The sequence below is a fragment of the Arthrobacter sp. MMS24-S77 genome (genome assembly GCF_054888235.1).
The window spans coordinates 4,234,810-4,251,415 of sequence record NZ_JBTZRN010000001.1; the positions used below are offsets into that span (position 1 = coordinate 4,234,810).

15 protein-coding genes, 1 tRNA gene and 2 pseudogenes are annotated in these 16,606 nt (G+C 64.7%); 14 read left to right on the forward strand and 4 right to left on the reverse strand.

Features of this window, described 5'->3' with window-relative positions:
- Window positions 1-30 precede the first annotated feature (30 nt).
- The 6 genes and pseudogenes from ACX5I4_RS19550 to ACX5I4_RS19575 all read left to right on the forward strand — a co-directional run bounded on the left by ACX5I4_RS19550 (window position 31) and on the right by ACX5I4_RS19575 (window position 6,894).
- Window positions 31-1,434: an MFS transporter gene (locus ACX5I4_RS19550; protein ID WP_461838126.1), complete on the forward strand. Its 1,404-nt coding sequence runs from the start codon at window positions 31-33 to the stop codon at window positions 1,432-1,434.
- A gap of 105 nt (window positions 1,435-1,539) precedes the next feature.
- Window positions 1,540-2,706 (forward strand): ROK family transcriptional regulator, encoded by a 1,167-nt coding sequence (locus ACX5I4_RS19555; protein WP_461838127.1) that lies wholly within the window; start codon window positions 1,540-1,542, stop codon window positions 2,704-2,706.
- Between the two features lie 63 nt (window positions 2,707-2,769).
- Complete coding sequence (locus ACX5I4_RS19560) at window positions 2,770-4,296, forward strand: glycoside hydrolase family 3 protein (protein ID WP_461838128.1); 1,527 nt, start codon at window positions 2,770-2,772, stop codon at window positions 4,294-4,296.
- A 42-nt stretch (window positions 4,297-4,338) separates the two neighbouring features.
- Window positions 4,339-5,124 carry a glucosamine-6-phosphate deaminase gene (locus ACX5I4_RS19565; protein WP_461838129.1) on the forward strand — a complete coding sequence of 262 codons (786 nt, stop codon included), beginning with the start codon at window positions 4,339-4,341 and terminating at the stop codon, window positions 5,122-5,124.
- Window positions 5,125-5,202: 78 nt separating this feature from the next.
- A pseudogene (locus tag ACX5I4_RS19570) lies at window positions 5,203-5,684 on the forward strand (cation:proton antiporter regulatory subunit).
- 5 nt (window positions 5,685-5,689) lie between these two features.
- Window positions 5,690-6,894, forward strand: a pseudogene (locus tag ACX5I4_RS19575) (cation:proton antiporter).
- Between the two features lie 19 nt (window positions 6,895-6,913).
- On the opposite strand, the gene dcd reads toward ACX5I4_RS19575, so the two are convergent.
- A complete protein-coding gene (dcd, locus tag ACX5I4_RS19580; RefSeq protein ID WP_461838776.1) occupies window positions 6,914-7,489 on the reverse strand; it encodes a dCTP deaminase in 576 nt (191 codons plus the stop codon).
- 146 nt (window positions 7,490-7,635) lie between these two features.
- Between dcd and ACX5I4_RS19585 the strand changes: the two genes are divergently transcribed.
- On the forward strand, window positions 7,636-9,366 hold the full coding sequence (locus ACX5I4_RS19585; protein ID WP_461838130.1) for a CAP domain-containing protein: 1,731 nt from the start codon (window positions 7,636-7,638) through the stop codon (window positions 9,364-9,366).
- Window positions 9,367-9,368: 2 nt separating this feature from the next.
- On the opposite strand, the gene ACX5I4_RS19590 is transcribed toward ACX5I4_RS19585, so the two are convergent.
- Complete coding sequence (locus tag ACX5I4_RS19590; RefSeq protein ID WP_461838131.1) at window positions 9,369-9,815, reverse strand: SRPBCC family protein; 447 nt, start codon at window positions 9,813-9,815, stop codon at window positions 9,369-9,371.
- A gap of 263 nt (window positions 9,816-10,078) precedes the next feature.
- On the opposite strand from ACX5I4_RS19590, the gene ACX5I4_RS19595 reads away from it, so the two are divergent.
- The 3 genes from ACX5I4_RS19595 (at window position 10,079) to ACX5I4_RS19605 (ending at window position 11,565) form a co-directional block, all read left to right on the forward strand.
- Window positions 10,079-10,152, forward strand: a tRNA-Gly gene (locus ACX5I4_RS19595).
- Window positions 10,153-10,279: 127 nt separating this feature from the next.
- Window positions 10,280-10,414, forward strand: coding sequence for a hypothetical protein (locus ACX5I4_RS19600; protein ID WP_461838132.1), 135 nt, complete (start codon window positions 10,280-10,282; stop codon window positions 10,412-10,414).
- Window positions 10,415-10,431: 17 nt separating this feature from the next.
- Entirely contained in the window at window positions 10,432-11,565 is a 1,134-nt protein-coding gene (locus ACX5I4_RS19605) for a N(5)-(carboxyethyl)ornithine synthase (RefSeq protein WP_461838133.1), read from the forward strand.
- A 69-nt stretch (window positions 11,566-11,634) separates the two neighbouring features.
- Here the strand turns inward: ACX5I4_RS19605 and ACX5I4_RS19610 are convergent, their stop codons facing one another.
- A complete protein-coding gene (locus ACX5I4_RS19610) occupies window positions 11,635-13,035 on the reverse strand; it encodes an MFS transporter (RefSeq protein WP_461838134.1) in 1,401 nt (466 codons plus the stop codon).
- A gap of 150 nt (window positions 13,036-13,185) precedes the next feature.
- Between ACX5I4_RS19610 and ACX5I4_RS19615 the strand changes: the two genes are divergently transcribed.
- Entirely contained in the window at window positions 13,186-14,040 is an 855-nt protein-coding gene (locus ACX5I4_RS19615; protein ID WP_461838135.1) for a LysR substrate-binding domain-containing protein, read from the forward strand.
- On the opposite strand, the gene ACX5I4_RS19620 is transcribed toward ACX5I4_RS19615, so the two are convergent.
- On the reverse strand, window positions 14,037-14,618 hold the full coding sequence (locus ACX5I4_RS19620) for a TetR/AcrR family transcriptional regulator (RefSeq protein ID WP_461838136.1): 582 nt from the start codon (window positions 14,616-14,618) through the stop codon (window positions 14,037-14,039). The genes ACX5I4_RS19615 and ACX5I4_RS19620 overlap by 4 nt on opposite strands.
- 98 nt (window positions 14,619-14,716) lie before the next feature.
- On the opposite strand from ACX5I4_RS19620, the gene ACX5I4_RS19625 reads away from it, so the two are divergent.
- The 3 genes from ACX5I4_RS19625 (at window position 14,717) to ACX5I4_RS19635 (ending at window position 16,571) form a co-directional block, all read left to right on the forward strand.
- Window positions 14,717-15,016 (forward strand): hypothetical protein, encoded by a 300-nt coding sequence (locus ACX5I4_RS19625; RefSeq protein WP_461838137.1) that lies wholly within the window; start codon window positions 14,717-14,719, stop codon window positions 15,014-15,016.
- Window positions 15,017-15,071: 55 nt separating this feature from the next.
- On the forward strand, window positions 15,072-15,500 hold the full coding sequence (panD, locus tag ACX5I4_RS19630) for an aspartate 1-decarboxylase (RefSeq protein ID WP_184739749.1): 429 nt from the start codon (window positions 15,072-15,074) through the stop codon (window positions 15,498-15,500).
- Window positions 15,501-15,644: 144 nt separating this feature from the next.
- Window positions 15,645-16,571: an AEC family transporter gene (locus tag ACX5I4_RS19635; protein WP_461838138.1), complete on the forward strand. Its 927-nt coding sequence runs from the start codon at window positions 15,645-15,647 to the stop codon at window positions 16,569-16,571.
- Window positions 16,572-16,606 lie beyond the last annotated feature (35 nt).

Here is a 16,606-nt window from a genome sequence, read left to right on the forward strand (position 1 = left end):
CTGTCACTTCGGGCGGTTACCATTCAGTCCATGAACATGGCAACTGCGCCTGAGGCCCCGCATCCTGCATCCGAACTTGCTTCCGGGCCAGCCCTTTCCAATAAGGGCCAGATTCTTGCATGGGCCTCCTGGGACTGGGGTTCCGCGGCCTTTAACGCCGTCATGACCACCTTCGTGTTCACCGTCTACCTGACTTCCAAAGCCTTCGGCGGTGAAGACTCTGCCTCGGCGGCGTTGGGAGCAGCATTGGCGATTGCCGGCGTCGCGATTGCCCTCCTGGCGCCCGTCACCGGCCAGCGCTCCGACTCCGGTGGTCGCCGCAAGCTCTGGCTCGGGGTCAACACCGCCCTCGTCGCCGTCCTCACCGGCCTGTGCTTCTTCGTTTTCCCGAAGCCCGAGTTCCTGCTTCTGGGCGTCTCGTTGATCGCGCTCGGCAATGTGTTTTTCGAGTTCGCGGGCGTCAATTACAACGCCATGCTGGCCCAGATCTCCACCCCTGCCAATATCGGCAAAGTGAGTGGCTTCGGCTGGGGAATGGGGTACCTGGGCGGGATCGTGGCGCTGCTGGTGGTGCTGCAGCTTTTCGTCCAGCCGTCGTTTGACTGGATCGGGGCTTCCACGCAGGACAGCCTGAATATCAGGCTCGTGGCTGTTTTCTCCGCGCTCTGGTTCTTCATCTTCGCGCTACCGGTCCTCTTTGCGGTGCCGGAGCTTGCCGTCAAGAAGCCGGAGTCCCGGCTCGGGTTCCTTGCCTCGTACGGTTTGCTGGCCCGCCGGATCATGGCCATCTATCGAACCAGCCCGCACACTATCTATTTCCTGCTCGCGAGCGCCATCTTCCGAGACGGCCTCGCGGCGGTCTTCACCTTTGGTGGAGTCATTGCTGCCGGGACCTTTGGATTCGAGCTCAAGCAAGTCATCTTCTTCGCGATTTTCGGAAATGTGGTGGCCGCCGTCGGAGCGATGATCGGCGGTTTCCTGGACGACAGAATCGGTCCCAAGGCTGTCATCGTCATTTCCCTGCTAGGACTCCTGGTGGCCGGCACGGCGATCCTGATTCTCGGCAATGGCGACTACATGTTCTTCGGAGCCCACTGGGCAGGCAGCACCACGTTCTGGGTGTTCGGGCTGTTCCTCTGCCTTTTCGTCGGACCGGCCCAGGCTTCCTCCCGCGCCTACCTCGCTCGGTTGGCGCCGGACGGCGAATCCGGCGAACTGTTCGGGCTCTACGCCACGACCGGCCGGGCAGTGAGCTTCCTGGCACCGGCACTCTTTACCTTGTGCATCACCCTGGCGACGCCCCTGGTGGCCCCGGGCGGAGCCCAACGCTGGGGCATTCTGGGCATCATGGTGGTGCTCCTGGCCGGCCTGTTGGTGATCCTGCCCGTCAAATCACCTAGCAAGACGGAAATCGCGACAGTTCCCCTGCGCTGAGGACCAGTTGTGCGGGGGCCAGTGCTGATCCCCCCGCGCGGAACGGCAAAAATATGACGCGGGAAGCCCTTGATCTTTGATTGTTAGTAGAGTTTACTAACTCTCATGGAAGCCCTTCGTGACCGCCCCCGCACCGACCGCCACCGGACCGATCGAACAGGCGCCGCGACCCTGCCCTCCGATGGGCGGGCCCACAACCTCTCCTTGGTGCGCCAGACGCTTCACTCGGCAGGTGCGATGAGCCGCGCGGATCTTTCCAGGACCCTGGGCCTGACCCGCGTCACCGTATCAGACCTCGTCTCGGACCTGCTCGAGCGCGGCCACGTCGTGGAACTGGGGCACTCGGATGAAATCCGCCCCGGCAAGCCGGCCATCCTGGTAGACATCAACCGCCAAGGCCTCCAGGTGATCGGCATGGATTTGGCCGAAAACTCCGTGCTGCGCGCCGCCGTCCTCGACCTTGACGGCAACATCCTCGAACGCGTGGAACGCACCATCTCTTCGGAAACCGGCCGGGACGTCGTCAACCAGGTCCTCGAACTCGCTTCGGAGGCCGCTGGGCGCGCCACCGCCACACTGCTGGGCATCGGCGTCGGAACTCCCGGCATCGTCAACGCGGACGGCGTGGTCACCACGGCGCCCAACTTCGAATGGAAGGACGTCGCCCTGCGCGATCTCCTCCAGGAGCACACTGGCCTGCCGACCCTCGTCTCCAACGACGCCGACGCCGCCGTCCACGCGGACTACACTTTCGGCGGCGGCAGTGACGACATGGTCCTCGTGAAAATCGGCCGCGGTGTCGGTTCAGGACTCATCGTGGGCGGCCGGCGTGCCCGGGGTGCCCACTCCGCGGCCGGCGAAATCGGCCACGTCACCGTGGGCACCGACGGCGGAACCGTGTGCAAGTGCGGGAAGACGGGCTGCCTCGAAACCTGGATGTCCGTCCCCAGCCTCGAACGGGCCCTGGCCGAAGCGGCGGCGAGCACCGCGCCTGAAGTAGCGGCCGACGTCGTACTCCGGGAAGCAGGCGAGCGGCTCGCGATCGCCCTCGCGCCCGTGGTGGGCGCCCTCGATTTGGGCGAAGTGGTCCTCAGCGGACCCCGGGAGCTCTTGGAGGGCCCCCTTCTCGACGCCGTACAGCACACCCTGCTGGAGCGGCTACTGCACCAGGACCCCTCACCGGTGTCCGTCCGTCTCGCGGCAGACGCACAGGACATTGTCCTGCGCGGAGCCGCCGTGATGGTCCTGTGGAACCAGCTCGGTGTGGCCTGAGCGCCCCGCCTAGCCGTTTCCAGCCCTGACTACCCAACAAGCATCACTCCAAAGGAGCCGGACATGGACACGATTCAGTCCCCCGCTACTCAGTCCTTTGCCGCCGGGCCCGCCCGCGCGCACCTCCGCCGATTGGCGGCAGGCACCCTCATGCCCGGATTTACCGGCATCGCCGTCCCCGTCTGGATCCTGGACGCGTACGACGCCGGACTGGCGGCTGTGTGCCTCTACGGCACCAACGTGGCGTCCCCCGTGCAGTTGCGCGAGCTTTGCGCCGGGCTCCGCGCGCATTCCCCGAACACGCTTATCGCCGTCGATGAAGAGGGAGGCGACGTCACGCGTCTGCACTACCTCACGGGATCACCGCAGCCCGGCAACGCGGTGCTTGGGCGTTTGGACGACGTCGAACTGACCGCCGCCAGCGCCAGCGCCATCGGCCACGAACTCGCCGGCCTGGGCATCAACCTCAACCTGGCCCCGGATGCCGACGTGAATTCCGCGCCGGACAATCCCGTGATCGGCGTGCGCAGCTTCGGGGCCGAACCGGATTTGGTGGCCCGGCATACCGCCGCCTGGATCCGCGGACTCGAAGACGCCGGTGTGGCATCCTGCGCCAAGCACTTCCCGGGTCACGGCGATACCACCACCGATTCGCACCTGGCGCTCCCGCGGGTCACGGCGAACGCCGCCACGCTGGATGCCCGCGAACTGGTCCCGTTCCGCGCACTCGTCGCGGCCGGCGGTGCCACGGTCATGACCAGCCACATCCTGGTCGAAGCCTTGGACCCGGACCACCCCGCCACTTTCTCGTCGCGCATCCTCCAAGACCTGCTTCGCCGCGACATGGGATTCGAGGGCGTCATCATCACCGATGCCCTGGACATGGCGGGCGCATCCGCCGAGACAGGCGTTCCGGAGGCAGCCGTCCGCGCGCTGTTGGCCGGCGCGGACCTGCTGTGCCTGGGCTCGGAAACAGGCCCGGCCCTCTTCGAACAGACGCTCACCGCGATCGCCGATGCCGTTGACGAAGGACGCCTGCCCTTGGAGCGGCTGGCGGATGCTGCTGCCCGCACGGCGACGCTGTCCTCGCGGTTCCCCGCTGCGGGCGCCGCGGAGATCCAGGAGGCCGCGATCAGGGGCCAGCTCGGGTTGCAGGGTCAGCCGCAGCCTTCCGGCTCACTCGCTGACCCGAAGGAGCTCGACGGCGAGCGCATCGCCGAGGCCTTCGAGGTGTCCGAGGCAGCCGAAAGGTGGCTTGCGCGCCAGGAGCCCGTGGCCATCGTGCAGGTTGAGACCGGAGCCAATTTCGCCGTCGGCCACGTGCCGTGGGGTCCCGCGTCGGCGACCGAAGCAGTGGTCGGCGAAGGCGAGGTGCCCGACGGCGCCCGGGTCGCCGTCGTCGGACGCGGCCTGGATGCCGAGCACCCGCTCTGGACCGTTTTCGCCCGGTTGAGGGCGGAAGGACATGCGGTGATCGCTGTCGAGTGCGGCTGGCCGCGCGGCGGGGCGGACATTGTCACCTATGGTGCGTCCCTTACGGTCTCCCAGGCCCTGACATCCCTGCTGCTGAACGGCGGCAACAAGGCCTGACCGCCGAAGCTCCCCCTCACCGCCCATCGACAGAAAGTTGCCATGGAAGTCATTGTCACGCCCACTCCGGAATCTGCCGCATCGGCTGCCGCCCACGCCGTCCTCTCGGGGCTTCCCGTGGGCAAACAAGCAGTGCTGGGCCTGGCCACCGGTTCGTCGCCGCTGGGACTGTACGCGGAGCTCGCGGCCGCTGCGAGCGCTGGTCGCGTCGATTTCTCGGCCGCCAGGGGATTCGCCTTGGACGAATACGTGGGCCTCCCGGCTGGACATGTCCAGTCCTACCGCCAGGTGCTGATCCGTGAGGTCTGCGATGTCATCGGGCTTCCCGTAGCGGGGCTGAACGTTCCTGACGGGGCCGGGGCCACGCAGGCGGAGCTCGAGGCCGGCGCTGCCGCCTACGATGCCGCGATCCTTGCCGCGGGCGGCGTCGACGTGCAGATCCTGGGCATCGGCGCCAACGGCCACGTGGGCTTCAATGAGCCCGGATCCTCGTTGTCGTCCCGTACCCGGTTGAAGCGCCTGACGGCCCGCACGCGGAGGGACAACGCCCGGTTCTTCGACAACGACGCCGATGTCCCGACCCACTGCATCACCCAGGGATTGGGGACCGTCCTGGATGCGCGCCGGCTGGTGCTCATCGCCACCGGTGCAGCGAAAACCGCCGCGATCGCTGCCGCCGTCGAGGGCCCGCTGACGGCGTCGTGCCCTGGTTCGATACTGCAGTGGCATGCCGACGCCGTGGTGGTTCTCGACGAGGCGGCCGCCGCCGGGCTCGCCAACCGGGAATACTACGACGACGCCGCGCGCGGACTCGCGCTGGCTCCTTAGTTCGGGGGCGGATCGCTTCGTTCGGCGGCTGTGAGTGGCGTCATTCCACCGCCCGCTCAAGAGGGCTAGGGTGGACTTATGAACGTGGATGAGACAGAACTTCCAGGCCTCGGAGTCCGCAAGGATTTCATCACGGCCTCGGGACGCCGAATCGGTGTTGTCGAGATGCGCGAAGGCGAAACCGAGCTTTTCGTCTCCACCTGGGACGATCCCGATACCTGCCAGGCGTCCATCCCGTTGACCGCCGACGAAGCAGCCGCCCTGGGCAACCTCCTGGGCGGGCAGCACATCGCCATGCGCCTCGCCGAAGCCCACAAGGAAATCCCCGGCATTGTCACGCGGCAGTTCTCCATCACCGCGGACTCCCCTTTAACAACCAGCCCATGGGCAAAGCCCAGATCCGCACCCGCAGTGGTGTCTCGATCGTGGCGATCATGCGCGAAGGCGAAGTGGTTCCCTCTCCGGCACCCGACGTCGTCCTTCACACGGGTGATCTGCTGGTGGCTGTCGGTACGCAGGAAGGTCTTGACTCTGCGGCTGCCATTCTGCGCAACGGCTGACGTTCATGGACCCCCTGGCCCTGACCCTCATTGAGCTGGGCGCAGTCGTCTTCTGTCTCGGCCTCTTGGCTCGATTGGCCGGCAGGATCGGCATGTCCCCCATTCCGCTCTATCTGGTGGGGGACTGGCCTTCGGGGCGGGTGGGCTGGTCAGGCTCGATGGCATGCACGAGTTCGCGCATCTTTCCGGCGAAATCGGTGTCATCCTGCTCCTGTTGATGCTCGGATTGGAATATACGGCTGCCGAGCTCGTCACCGGGCTGCGGCGGTCGTGGCAAGCGGGCGTGCTGGACCTGATACTGAATTTCCTTCCGGGTGCGGGTATCGCCGTGTTGCTCGGCTGGGGACTCGTAGGCGCGATCGTCATGGGCGGTGTCACCTACATTTCGTCGTCGGGCATCGCCGCGAAAGTGATCACGGATCTCGGCCGGATCGGTAACCGTGAGACTCCGGTGGTGCTGGCCATCCTGGTGTTCGAAGACCTCACCATGGCCATCTACCTTCCGATCCTCACGGCGATCCTCGCGGGCGTGGGCTTCCTGGGCGGACTCCAGACCGTGGGCATTGCGTTGGCCGTGGTCACCCTGGTGCTGGTGGTGGCCCTCAAACACGGCCACCGCGTATCCCAGGCCGTGCACAGCGAAAACTCTGAAGTCTTCCTGCTCAATCTCCTCGGGGCCGCCCTCTTGGTGGCCGGCATCGCGTCCGCCCTCCAGGTCTCCGCAGCGGTGGGCGCGTTCATGCTCGGCATTGCCATTTCGGGGGCAACCGCCCACAACGCGACGCGGATTCTCGAGCCTCTGCGGGATCTCTTTGCCGCTATCTTCTTCGTGGCGTTCGGCCTCAACACGGACCCGTCGAGCATCCCGCCGGTGCTCGGCTGGGCGCTGCTCCTGGCCTTGGTGACCGCTGCTACCAAGCTGCTGACCGGATTCTGGGCCGCCAAGCAGGCGGGCATTGCCGTGCCTGGCCGTTTCCGCGCGGGAGCCGCCCTGATAGCCCGCGGCGAGTTCTCCATTGTCATTGCCGGACTGGCCGTGACCTCCGGAGTAGTCCCGCGCGAACTTGCCGCCCTCGCCACCGCGTACGTGCTGCTCATGGCCATCACCGGACCGCTCGCAGCCCGTTTCGTGGAGCCTGTGGTCAAGGTTTTCCGCAAGTCTCCACGCAAGCCGAAGGCATCCGAACCCGTTGCGTCCTTCGAGACGTGAGATCTCACGTCTCTGCGGGCTAGATAGACGTCCTGTGGAAGTTCAGGTGGCTGCGGCTCGCGGTGGGGCCGCGCTGGCCTTGGTAGCGGTTGCCGTATCCACCGGAGCCATAGGGATGCTCAGCGGCCGAGGACAGGCGGAAGAAGCACAGCTGGCCGATCTTCATGCCCGGCCACAGCTTGATGGGCAGCGTGGCAACGTTGGACAACTCCAAAGTCACGTGGCCGGAGAATCCGGGGTCGATGAAGCCGGCTGTGGAGTGCGTCAGCAAACCGAGGCGTCCCAGCGAAGACTTGCCTTCCAGGCGCGCGGCCACGTCGTCCGGCAGGCTCACGGTCTCGTACGTTGAACCGAGCACGAACTCACCCGGGTGCAGAATGAAAGGCTCGTCGCCCTCGACCTCAACCAGGCGGGTCAGTTCAGGCTGCTCCTCGGAGGGGTCGATGTGCGCGTACTTATGGTTGTCGAACAGCCTGAAGAAACGGTCAATCCTCACATCCACGGAGGATGGCTGAACCATCGCGGGTTCGTAGGGCTCCAGGACAATACGTCGGGAGTCGATTTCGGCACGTATGTCGCGGTCAGAGATCAGCACACGATCAAAAATACCGCATGCGCCAAAGACCGTGGTGCGGGAGTGGCGGATGGGACTATAGTGCACCACATAGACTACCGTTACCGCTGTTGTGCTTGGGAACGGTGGCACAACGCGAATCTGGGGAAACATTGAGACGAATTGCAGTGCCCGTTGCCGTAACGGTGGCGTGCCTTCTCACGGTGATGGCCCCTGCCTCCGGCCCACCTATCGCCCCGGTCCCCCTTGCCGCCCCCGCGGCACCCGCCGCGCCTTCGAGCTCAAGCCCCACCCCGCGCACTGAAAGTACGACGACGGCGTCCGCTCCGCCGTCGGGATCTGGCCTCCCGCAGGCCGCACCCGCGTTGAAGTCACCGGCGGCAGCCCCCGCCGCTCCCGCAACCGCCCCCAAGCATGCGGCGACCTCGCCTGCGAACACCAGCACCGCCGTCGGGCCCGGTAGCGCGACGTCGCCCCAGGCCGTGGACGGACCGCCCCCTGTGCCTTCCATCCCGCCGGCTTCCGGCCCTGACCCGCTCCCGGGTGGCTCTGCGGCGGACGTCCCGCCTCCGGTGGCCGCTCGGACTAGGAATTCGCCCGCAGCCGTCCCGATGGTTTCGGCCCAGGCATTGGTCAATGACGACAATTCCGCCCAGGTGCTGGCCGTTTTCAACGCCATCAACAGCTACCGGACCTCGCTCGGCCTGAATCCCGTGAAGTACAACCCCACCGTGGCGTCCCTCTCGCAGGATTGGTCGGACAACATCGCGAGCCGCCAGGTGATTGAACACCGCAGCAACTTCTGGACTGATCCCAGGGCCTTGAACCCCAACAATGGTGCAGGCGAGGTGATTGCGGTCCGCTGGGATCGGAATGCCGCCCAGCTTGTCGAATGGTGGAAAAGCTCGCCCGCCCATGACGCCCTGCTTCGTGATCCCCGTTTCAACGTGATTGGCGTCGGAATCACCTTCACTGACGGCAACTACCAGACCACCCCCAATAGCTACACGATGTGGGGAGTGGTCAATCTCTTCGGCTACACGACCCTCCCCGCCGGCACCGTCAACAGCCCGGGCGCGAGCACTGGCCCTCCCCAGCTGCCGCCCCCGAGCGTCTGCGACCCCATCGCCAAGCACCAGCCGCCCACTCTGGACCTCACCGCGGCGGCCATCCGGAGCACCGGTGACTTGGTCGCCGTCGACCCCTCCGGATTCCTCAAGGACTATCCTGCACTCGGCAACGGCACATTCGGTCCCGCCCGGACCGTCGGATCCGGTTTCGCGGGGTCGAAAGAGGTCATCACAACCGATTGGGACCGCGACGGCGTCATCGATGTCCTGGTCCAAATGCTGGATGGCAGACTGCTGCTCTACCCCGGCGTGGTAAGCGGAGGGTTCAAAGCGCCGGTGTTGTTGGGCTCATCGGGCTGGCAGACGATGACCATGGCCGTAGGTATGTGGTGCGGCAACAACCGGCTCCCGCAAATCCTCGCCACTGATTCCAGCGGCGCGCTTTACCTTTACCGGAACCTGGGGCTCACCGCCCTCGTCGGACGAACCCAGGTGGGCTCCGGCGTCAGTGCCATCCGCCTCAGCATGGTGGACTACGACGCCGACGGCCTTCTGGACCTGCTGGCAGTGGAAGCAAACGGGAACCTGCGACTCTACCGCGGCTCAGGCCTCACCACGCCCAAGTCGGAAGCCCGGCTGGTAGTGGGGACCGGCTGGAGCGACTACTCGGGATTGCGCTCGCTTCGGGGCGTCACAGGCCTCAACACCACGGGCGTCGCAGGCCTGGCGAGCAACGGAGTGGTTGAATACTGGGACCTGACTGGAGGACGCCTCACCACGCCGAGCACTCCGGTAGCCGGTTGGGGCGGCCTCAAGCTGGCGCAATAGCCCTACGCTTCCGGCGACTGCCCCTCGATGACCGCTTTGAGCTGCTCCAGCTGGACTACTTCGTCTTCCATGGTCTTCTGGATCATGCTGTTCATGAGTTTCTGTAAGCCCTTGGGATGTAACTCCAGCGCGAATCTCAGGCGGGTGTTCGGGCCCTCAGTGCTGAGATAGTAGCCACCGGTGGGGCGCGCAGGACCGGCGACGACGGCGAAACGCACTTCAGCGCCGGGCCGGGCCTCGGTGATCTGGAAGTCAGCCGCAATCGGCCGCCCTCCAGGGCCTGCCAAGGTCTGCTGGTAGACGGCGCCCTTTTCGCCTGCGTGTCCGGAACGGAGGGAAATGCTGCGGATTCCGCTGCGCCACAGCGGATTGTTCAAGCCGTCCACAAGGAACTGGTAAACGGTCATGGCGTCGCGACCAATGAGTACTTCATGCTCTGCAAATGCCACGGAATCCTCTTTCGGCGTACGGCTCATAGGCATAGCCGGGTTCCCCATGACACAGCAGCTAACTGCTACAGAATAGTCAGGCGTGACTGAGGGCAACACACCCGCGTCGAGCCTTAACCGAATCTTTACGAGCTCCGCGCCAAACTTGATGCGACCGTGATACCGGCGGAAGAGAATTGGCGATGCCGCCGGTGAGTCTGTGTCTGGATCACCGCGTCATCTGCGCTAAGCTGGGATCTGCTCCGGCTGCATTGCGGGGCATTGCGGGCGTAGCTCAATGGTAGAGCGCTAGCTTCCCAAGCTCGATACGCGGGTTCGATTCCCGTCGCCCGCTCCATTCCCTTGCTGTTGGACGCCCCCCCTTTCCCGGCCCCTCGGCGGCTGCCAGGATACAAGGTGCCCAACCCTGAAGGGTGTATCGTCAGGAGCTAGGAGCCATTTCGGCTCTGCTCTAGGGAGCGATCATGGCTGACAAATCACCTCGCCAAGCTGCATCGAAAAAATCCGGCAAATCCATCAAAGAAAAGCGCGCGGACAAACGGGCCGCAGAGTCTCCCGCGACCGTCGTGGCAAAGCCGAACACCGGCAACAAAAAGTGAGTGGCCATATAGGCGCCGTGACCCTCGGAATCCTTTCCTCGTCGCGGAAGCCGGACGAGCGCCGGCTGCCTGTCCATCCCCTGCACCTGGAGCGCATTGCCCCCGAAAGCAGGCAACGCATCAGGCTCGAGCGCGGCTACGGTGAGCGCTTCGGCTTTTCAGACAGCCAACTGGAACCCCTGGTGGGCGGCATGGCAAGCCGTGAACAACTGATCTCCGACTCGGACGTCATCCTCCTGCCCAAGCCGCAGCCGGAAGACCTTGCCGATCTCCGCGACGGGCAGGTCCTCTGGGGCTGGCCGCACTGCGTCCAGGACAGGGCCATCACCCAGCTCGCCATCGACAAGAAGCTGACCCTGATCGCCTTCGAGGCAATGAACCACTGGGCCAGCGACGGCGGCTTCGGCCTCCACGTGTTCCACAAGAACAACGAACTCGCAGGCTACTGTTCCGTCATCCATGCCCTTGCCCTGACTGGCTCCACCGGTGACTACGGGAGGCGCCTGAGCGCCGTCGTGATTGGTTTCGGAGCCACAGCGCGTGGTGCGGTCACCGCCCTCAACGCCCATGGCATCCACGACGTCCAGGTACTGACAAACCGCGGTGTTGCGGCGGTCGGATCCCCCATCCACTCGGTGCGGATCGTGCAGTTCGACCACGACCAGAACGCCCCGTTCCTGAGCGAGGTCATTACCGATCGTGGCCGCCTGCCGTTGGCCCCGTTCCTCGCCGCCAGCGACATCGTGGTCAATTGCACCCTGCAGGACCCGAACTCACCGCTGACCTACCTGCGGACCGAGGACCTGGACGCGTTCCAGCCGGGAAGCTTGATTGTTGACGTCTCCTGCGACGAAGGCATGGGCTTCAGTTGGGCGCGGACCACGACGTTCGCCGAGCCTATGTTCACGGTGGGTGACCACATCAACTACTACGCGGTGGACCACAGCCCGTCCTACTTGTGGAACTCGTCAAGCTGGGAGATCAGCGAAGCGCTCCTGCCGTTCCTCGAGACCGTCATTTCGGGCCCAGAGGCGTGGGACGCCAACGAGACGATCTCCCGCGCCATCGAGATCCGGGATGGCATCATCCGCAACCCGGACGTGCTGCAATTCCAAGGGCGCGCGGCGGACTACCCGCACCTCGCGGCCTAAGCTGACCCTGGTCTATACACGCTGGAAGCCGGGCGCCTTGTAGGCGCCCGGCACGGCCGGCCACCGGCGCTACGCCGACTGAGCGACGATCCGCACCATCCGGCGTCGATCCCGGACGTCCACTTTGAGCCGCAGCGCGGACTTCCGGGCAAGTACGACGGCGACCGTCGCCGCCGCGAGCGCCGGAACCCCGCCGGACACCAGGACCGCCATGTGCGGATTCAGGTGCTCGGCCAGCCAACCCATCATTGGACCTCCGATGGCTTGGCCGCCGATGAGCACCATGATGTAGAGGCTCATGACGCGGCCGCGGATACTCATGTTGGCGCTGACCTGGACCAACTGGTTCGCGGCGGTGAGGAACATGAGGCACCAGAACCCGGAGAGGACCATGGCCGCTGCGAACCAGACCATGGACGGCGCCAACGCGGCCAGGCACAGCATGAGGCCGTACATCCCTGCGCATAGCACCACTGAGCGCAACCGCAATTGGCGCCGGCGGGCCGAGGTGATTGCTCCAGCAAGTGCTCCCAGGGCAACCATTGCGTTGAGGAACCCGTAGCCGCCGGCGCCTGCGTGGTAGATATGGTCCGCGAAGGCGGCCAAGAGAACGGGCAGGCTCATTGCAAACACTGCGACGAAGCCCGCCATGAGCCACGGCCAGTAGATGGTGGGCTTGCTCAGCGCGTAGCGCAGGCCTTCCTGCAGCATCCCCTTGCGTTTTGGCACAGGCGTGCTGACAAAGAGTTCATTCTTGCGGAGCATGAGGAGCATGGTGACCGTGGAACAGCACGCCACGGCGTTTGCCGCGAAGGCCCAGCCCGCGCCCACCGCCGTCAGCAGGAGACCTGCCAGTGCGGGACCAATCAGGCCGCCCAGCTGGAACGTGGTGGAGTTGACGCTGATGGCGTTCCGCAGGTACTTCGGCCCCACAAGTTCATTGACGAAGACCTGCCGCGCGGGCTGGTCCAGCACGGTCACCAGGCCCAGGACCAACGCGATCACATAGACGTGCCACACCTCAATGTGATGGCTCAGCGCCAACGCGGCAAGGATGGCCGCGAGACCGGCCGCCATGCTCTGGCACAGGATCAGGATGCGCCGCTTGGGAAAACGGTCCGCCATCATGCCGCCCCAGGGGCCCAGAAAAAGAGACGGCATGAACTGAAGCGCCACGGTGATTCCGACGGCGGTGACGGAACCTGAGAGCTGGAGCACCAACCAATCCTGGGCGATCCGCTGCATCCAGAGCGCAATCACGGCCACGAAGTGGCCAATGGCAAAGATCCTGAAGTTGGGTACTTTGAGGGATATGAAAGTGTGCCGCCAAGGGAGGCGTTCGCTCACGACGGCGATCGGCTGGGTGACCGCGTCCAATGAGTCAGCAGCGCCTGAATTTCCGCTGCTTGCGACGAGTGAATCGATGGAGGATTGGCTGACGTGTGCCGCTGAGGGCGGTGGGGGTGCCAAAGGAAGTCCTTGGATAGACGTTTCGCTGGGATGCACTTAACGCTAGGGTGGGCGGCAGCAATTATGGAAGTGAATTGGCTGTATAACTAGCATTGCGAAATGCAATGAACTACCGTGAGCAGCGGTGAACGTACCTAGTCAAGGAGCCCCGTGTTCGAACCAGTGCAGCTGCGGTCCTTCCTGGCCGTCGCCGAGACCCTGAGTTTCACCAAGGCCGCCGAGCGCCTCGGCCTGGCCCAGCCCACAGTGAGCCAGCACGTGAGAAAGCTGGAAACGGCGGCAAAGCGGGCGCTCGTGGCACGCGACACCAGGGATGTGCGGCTCACGGACAATGGCGACGCCATGGCGGGTTTTGCCCGGAACATCCTGGCCGCACACGATTCCGCAGCGAGGTATTTCTCCGGCTCCGCCATGCGCGGGCGGCTGCGCTTCGGAACCGCCGACGATCTTGCCATAACAGGCCTGCCGAGAATCCTTCGCGAATTCCGGCAACTGTATCCGCAGATCAACCTCGAACTCACCGTGAGCCAGAGCGACCAGCTTTACAAGCGCCTCAACGCCGGCCAACTGGACCTCGTGTTCGTGAAGTGGGTGGGCGAGGCCAAGGACGGCACCGTGGTCCGGCACGACAACTTTGCCTGGGTGGGCGTCGAACAAACCGTGCTGGACCCTGCAAGCCCAGTACCGCTGATCTGCTATCCAGCACCTAGCGTCAGCCGCAAACTGGCCATCGACGCACTTGAGGCCATGGGCAGGACATGGCGCGTCACCTGCTCCACCAAACAGATCGCGGGCGTCCTGGCAGCGGTACGTGCCGGAATCGGCGTCGCCGTCATGCCGTCGTCGTTGGTTCCCGAGGATCTCACGGTGATCACCCGGCGTTTCGGCCTCCCGCCTGTGGGCGAAGTCGACTTCACCCTCATCCGCAACCCGCTCGCGAACGCAGAGGTGGTGGATGCGCTCACGCAAGCGATCATTGGCAGGACGCTCAACAAGCAGGCCTAGGCTAGCGCCCGCGCGGCCAGGAGGGTGGTCTGGACGATCGCCTTCCGGCGCCGCTCGGCCCTGCTTGGCTCCTTGCTCCCGGCCATGAGGCCATCCAACTCAGGCAGCACGGGCCAGGCGTCACACAGCGCAATGATGGTGAGCATCAGATCGGCCGCGTCTTCCCTGGAAGTGCCCGGCATGGCTCGGATGACACCGTCAACTTTGTTCCTGCAGTTCGCGGCCCGGTCAGGGCGGTTCACCACGTAGTCACCCCGCTCCAGCCCCTCCCAAAACAGCAGCCTCGGCAGGGTGGCGTCCTGATGGTGGTGGTCGAACAGGCGTCCGGCATAGTCAGCCAACGCTTCGGGACCACTGCCCTCGATGCGGACTTCGTCCACCACCTTGCTGAGCTGGGACGCGATCACCGCGTCGAAGAGAAGGTCTTTCTTGCCGAAGTACTGATAGATGCGCTCTTTGTTGACTCCGGCCGCGGATGCGATGCGGTCTACCCTGGCGCCGGAGAGTCCGAATTGGCAAAACTCGGCAGTGGCCGCCTCAAGGAGGAGGCGCTTGGTCCGCTCGGTATCCCATGCCATATCCCCATCTTAACAGATTCCAACCAAGTAGTTGCAGTTTTCGAAGGCGGCGTCTAGTCTGAACTCACCCGAAAGCAACTAATTGGTTGGAGAATTTCATGAGCACCCAATCCCCAGTCACCACATCCTCGGACATCGCCGCGCCTGCGCCGGTTTCCGTTCATGTGCCTTCTGTTCACGTGCGCGCAGTCATCACGTGGCTGGCCATCTTCCCCCTCGTCGCCATCGGACTGACGATCCTTGGCCCACTCACCGAATCCTGGCACCCCGCGCTGCGCGCCCTCGTCCTGACTCTCCTCGTAGTTCCTACCGCCGTCTACTTCGCTGTTCCCAAACTGCTCGCCGGCTATGGCTCCTTGAAGAGGCGGCAGGCAAGGAAAGCCGCAGCCAGGGCCTGAGCTGTGTCAGGCATCACCCAGCGATCGAGCGGCTACGCGCTAAACTTGTCACGTTATGAACCGCACAATGTTTAAGTCCAAGATCCACCGCGCCACGGTGACCCATGCCGACCTGCACTACGTAGGTTCTGTGACGGTCGACCTGGATCTGCTGGATGCTGCGGACATCCTGCCCGGCGAGCTCGTCTCGATTGTGGACGTCACCAACGGGGCGCGCCTGGAGACGTACACCATTGCCGGCGAGCGCGGCTCTGGCGTCATCGGCATCAACGGTGCCGCAGCGCACTTGGTGCACGTGGGCGACGTTGTCATCCTCATCACCTATGCGGAGATGACCACCGAAGAGGCCAAGGCCTACCAGCCCAAGGTTGTCCATGTGGACAGGTCCAACAAAATCGTCCAGCTGGGCAGCGATCCCGCCGAGGGCCTCACTCCCGGCCTTATGCGCCCGCCTCACGCCCTCAACAACGCCGACCTGAACTAGGCTCCCCTTCGCCGCGGGGCGCCGCGTTGACGCCGTCCACATGGCGGAACATCCCGCCGTCGGGCGTCACGGCCGAATAAAGCTGATTTAGGCTGGGACTGTGAACCCACGCCATCCTGCGCCCATCCCCCTCCGGATGCCGTAGTGCTGGGCGTCCTTTCCGGGTTCTTCGTGGTGTGGGCCATCATCTTGGTGGGCATGTTCGTCGGCAAGCGTGGGATCCTGGGCGACAATGCGCGCTCAGTTCTCAGCGGACTGACTTTCTTCGTCGCAAGCCCCGCGCTCCTCTTTGAAACCTTGGGCAAGGCCCATCTTCACGAAATTTTCGCCGCTCCGCTCCTGGTCACGGCCGTGGGCGCGGTAGCCACGGGCACCCTCTTCTTCGTCATCGTGAAGTTCTGGCTCAAACGCTCCCTGCCCGAATCGCTCATGTCCTCCATGAGCGCGTCCTTGGCCAACTCCGCGAACCTCGGCATCCCCATCGCAGTGTTCGTCCTGGGCGACGCCAGCTATGTGGCACCCCTGTTGATCTTCCAGCTCGCGTTCTTCACGCCCATGTACCTGATGGCGCTCGATGCCAGCACCAGCAGCCACCGCACCACTCTCCTGCGATTCGTCTTGATGATCGTGCGGAACCCGATGATCGTGGGATCGGCCCTCGGCTTGGTGGTGGCCGGCACGGGCTGGCAGGTTCCCGCGCTCATCATGGAGCCGATCCATCTGATCGGCGGCGCCGCAATTCCCGCGATGCTGATGGCGTTCGGCATGAGCCTGAACGGCTCGCGTCCCCTGCAAAAGGACACGGGCCGCCGCCTGGACACCTTGCTGGCCAGCGGCTTCAAGCTATTCGTCCACCCCTTGATGGCGTACGTGTTCGCCCGCTTCGCGTTGGGCCTGGAGGGACACGCTCTGTTCGCGGTGGTGGTCACCTCGGCACTGCCCACGGCGCAGAACGTGTTCGTCGCCGCGAGCCGCTACAACACCGGAATCACCGTTGCCAAGGACACTGTCCTGATCACTACGGTGGTGGCTGTCCCCGCAATGATCGCCGTGGCGCTGCTGCTCACCTAAATAATTCCTCAAGCAAGGACGCCAGTTATCCGGAA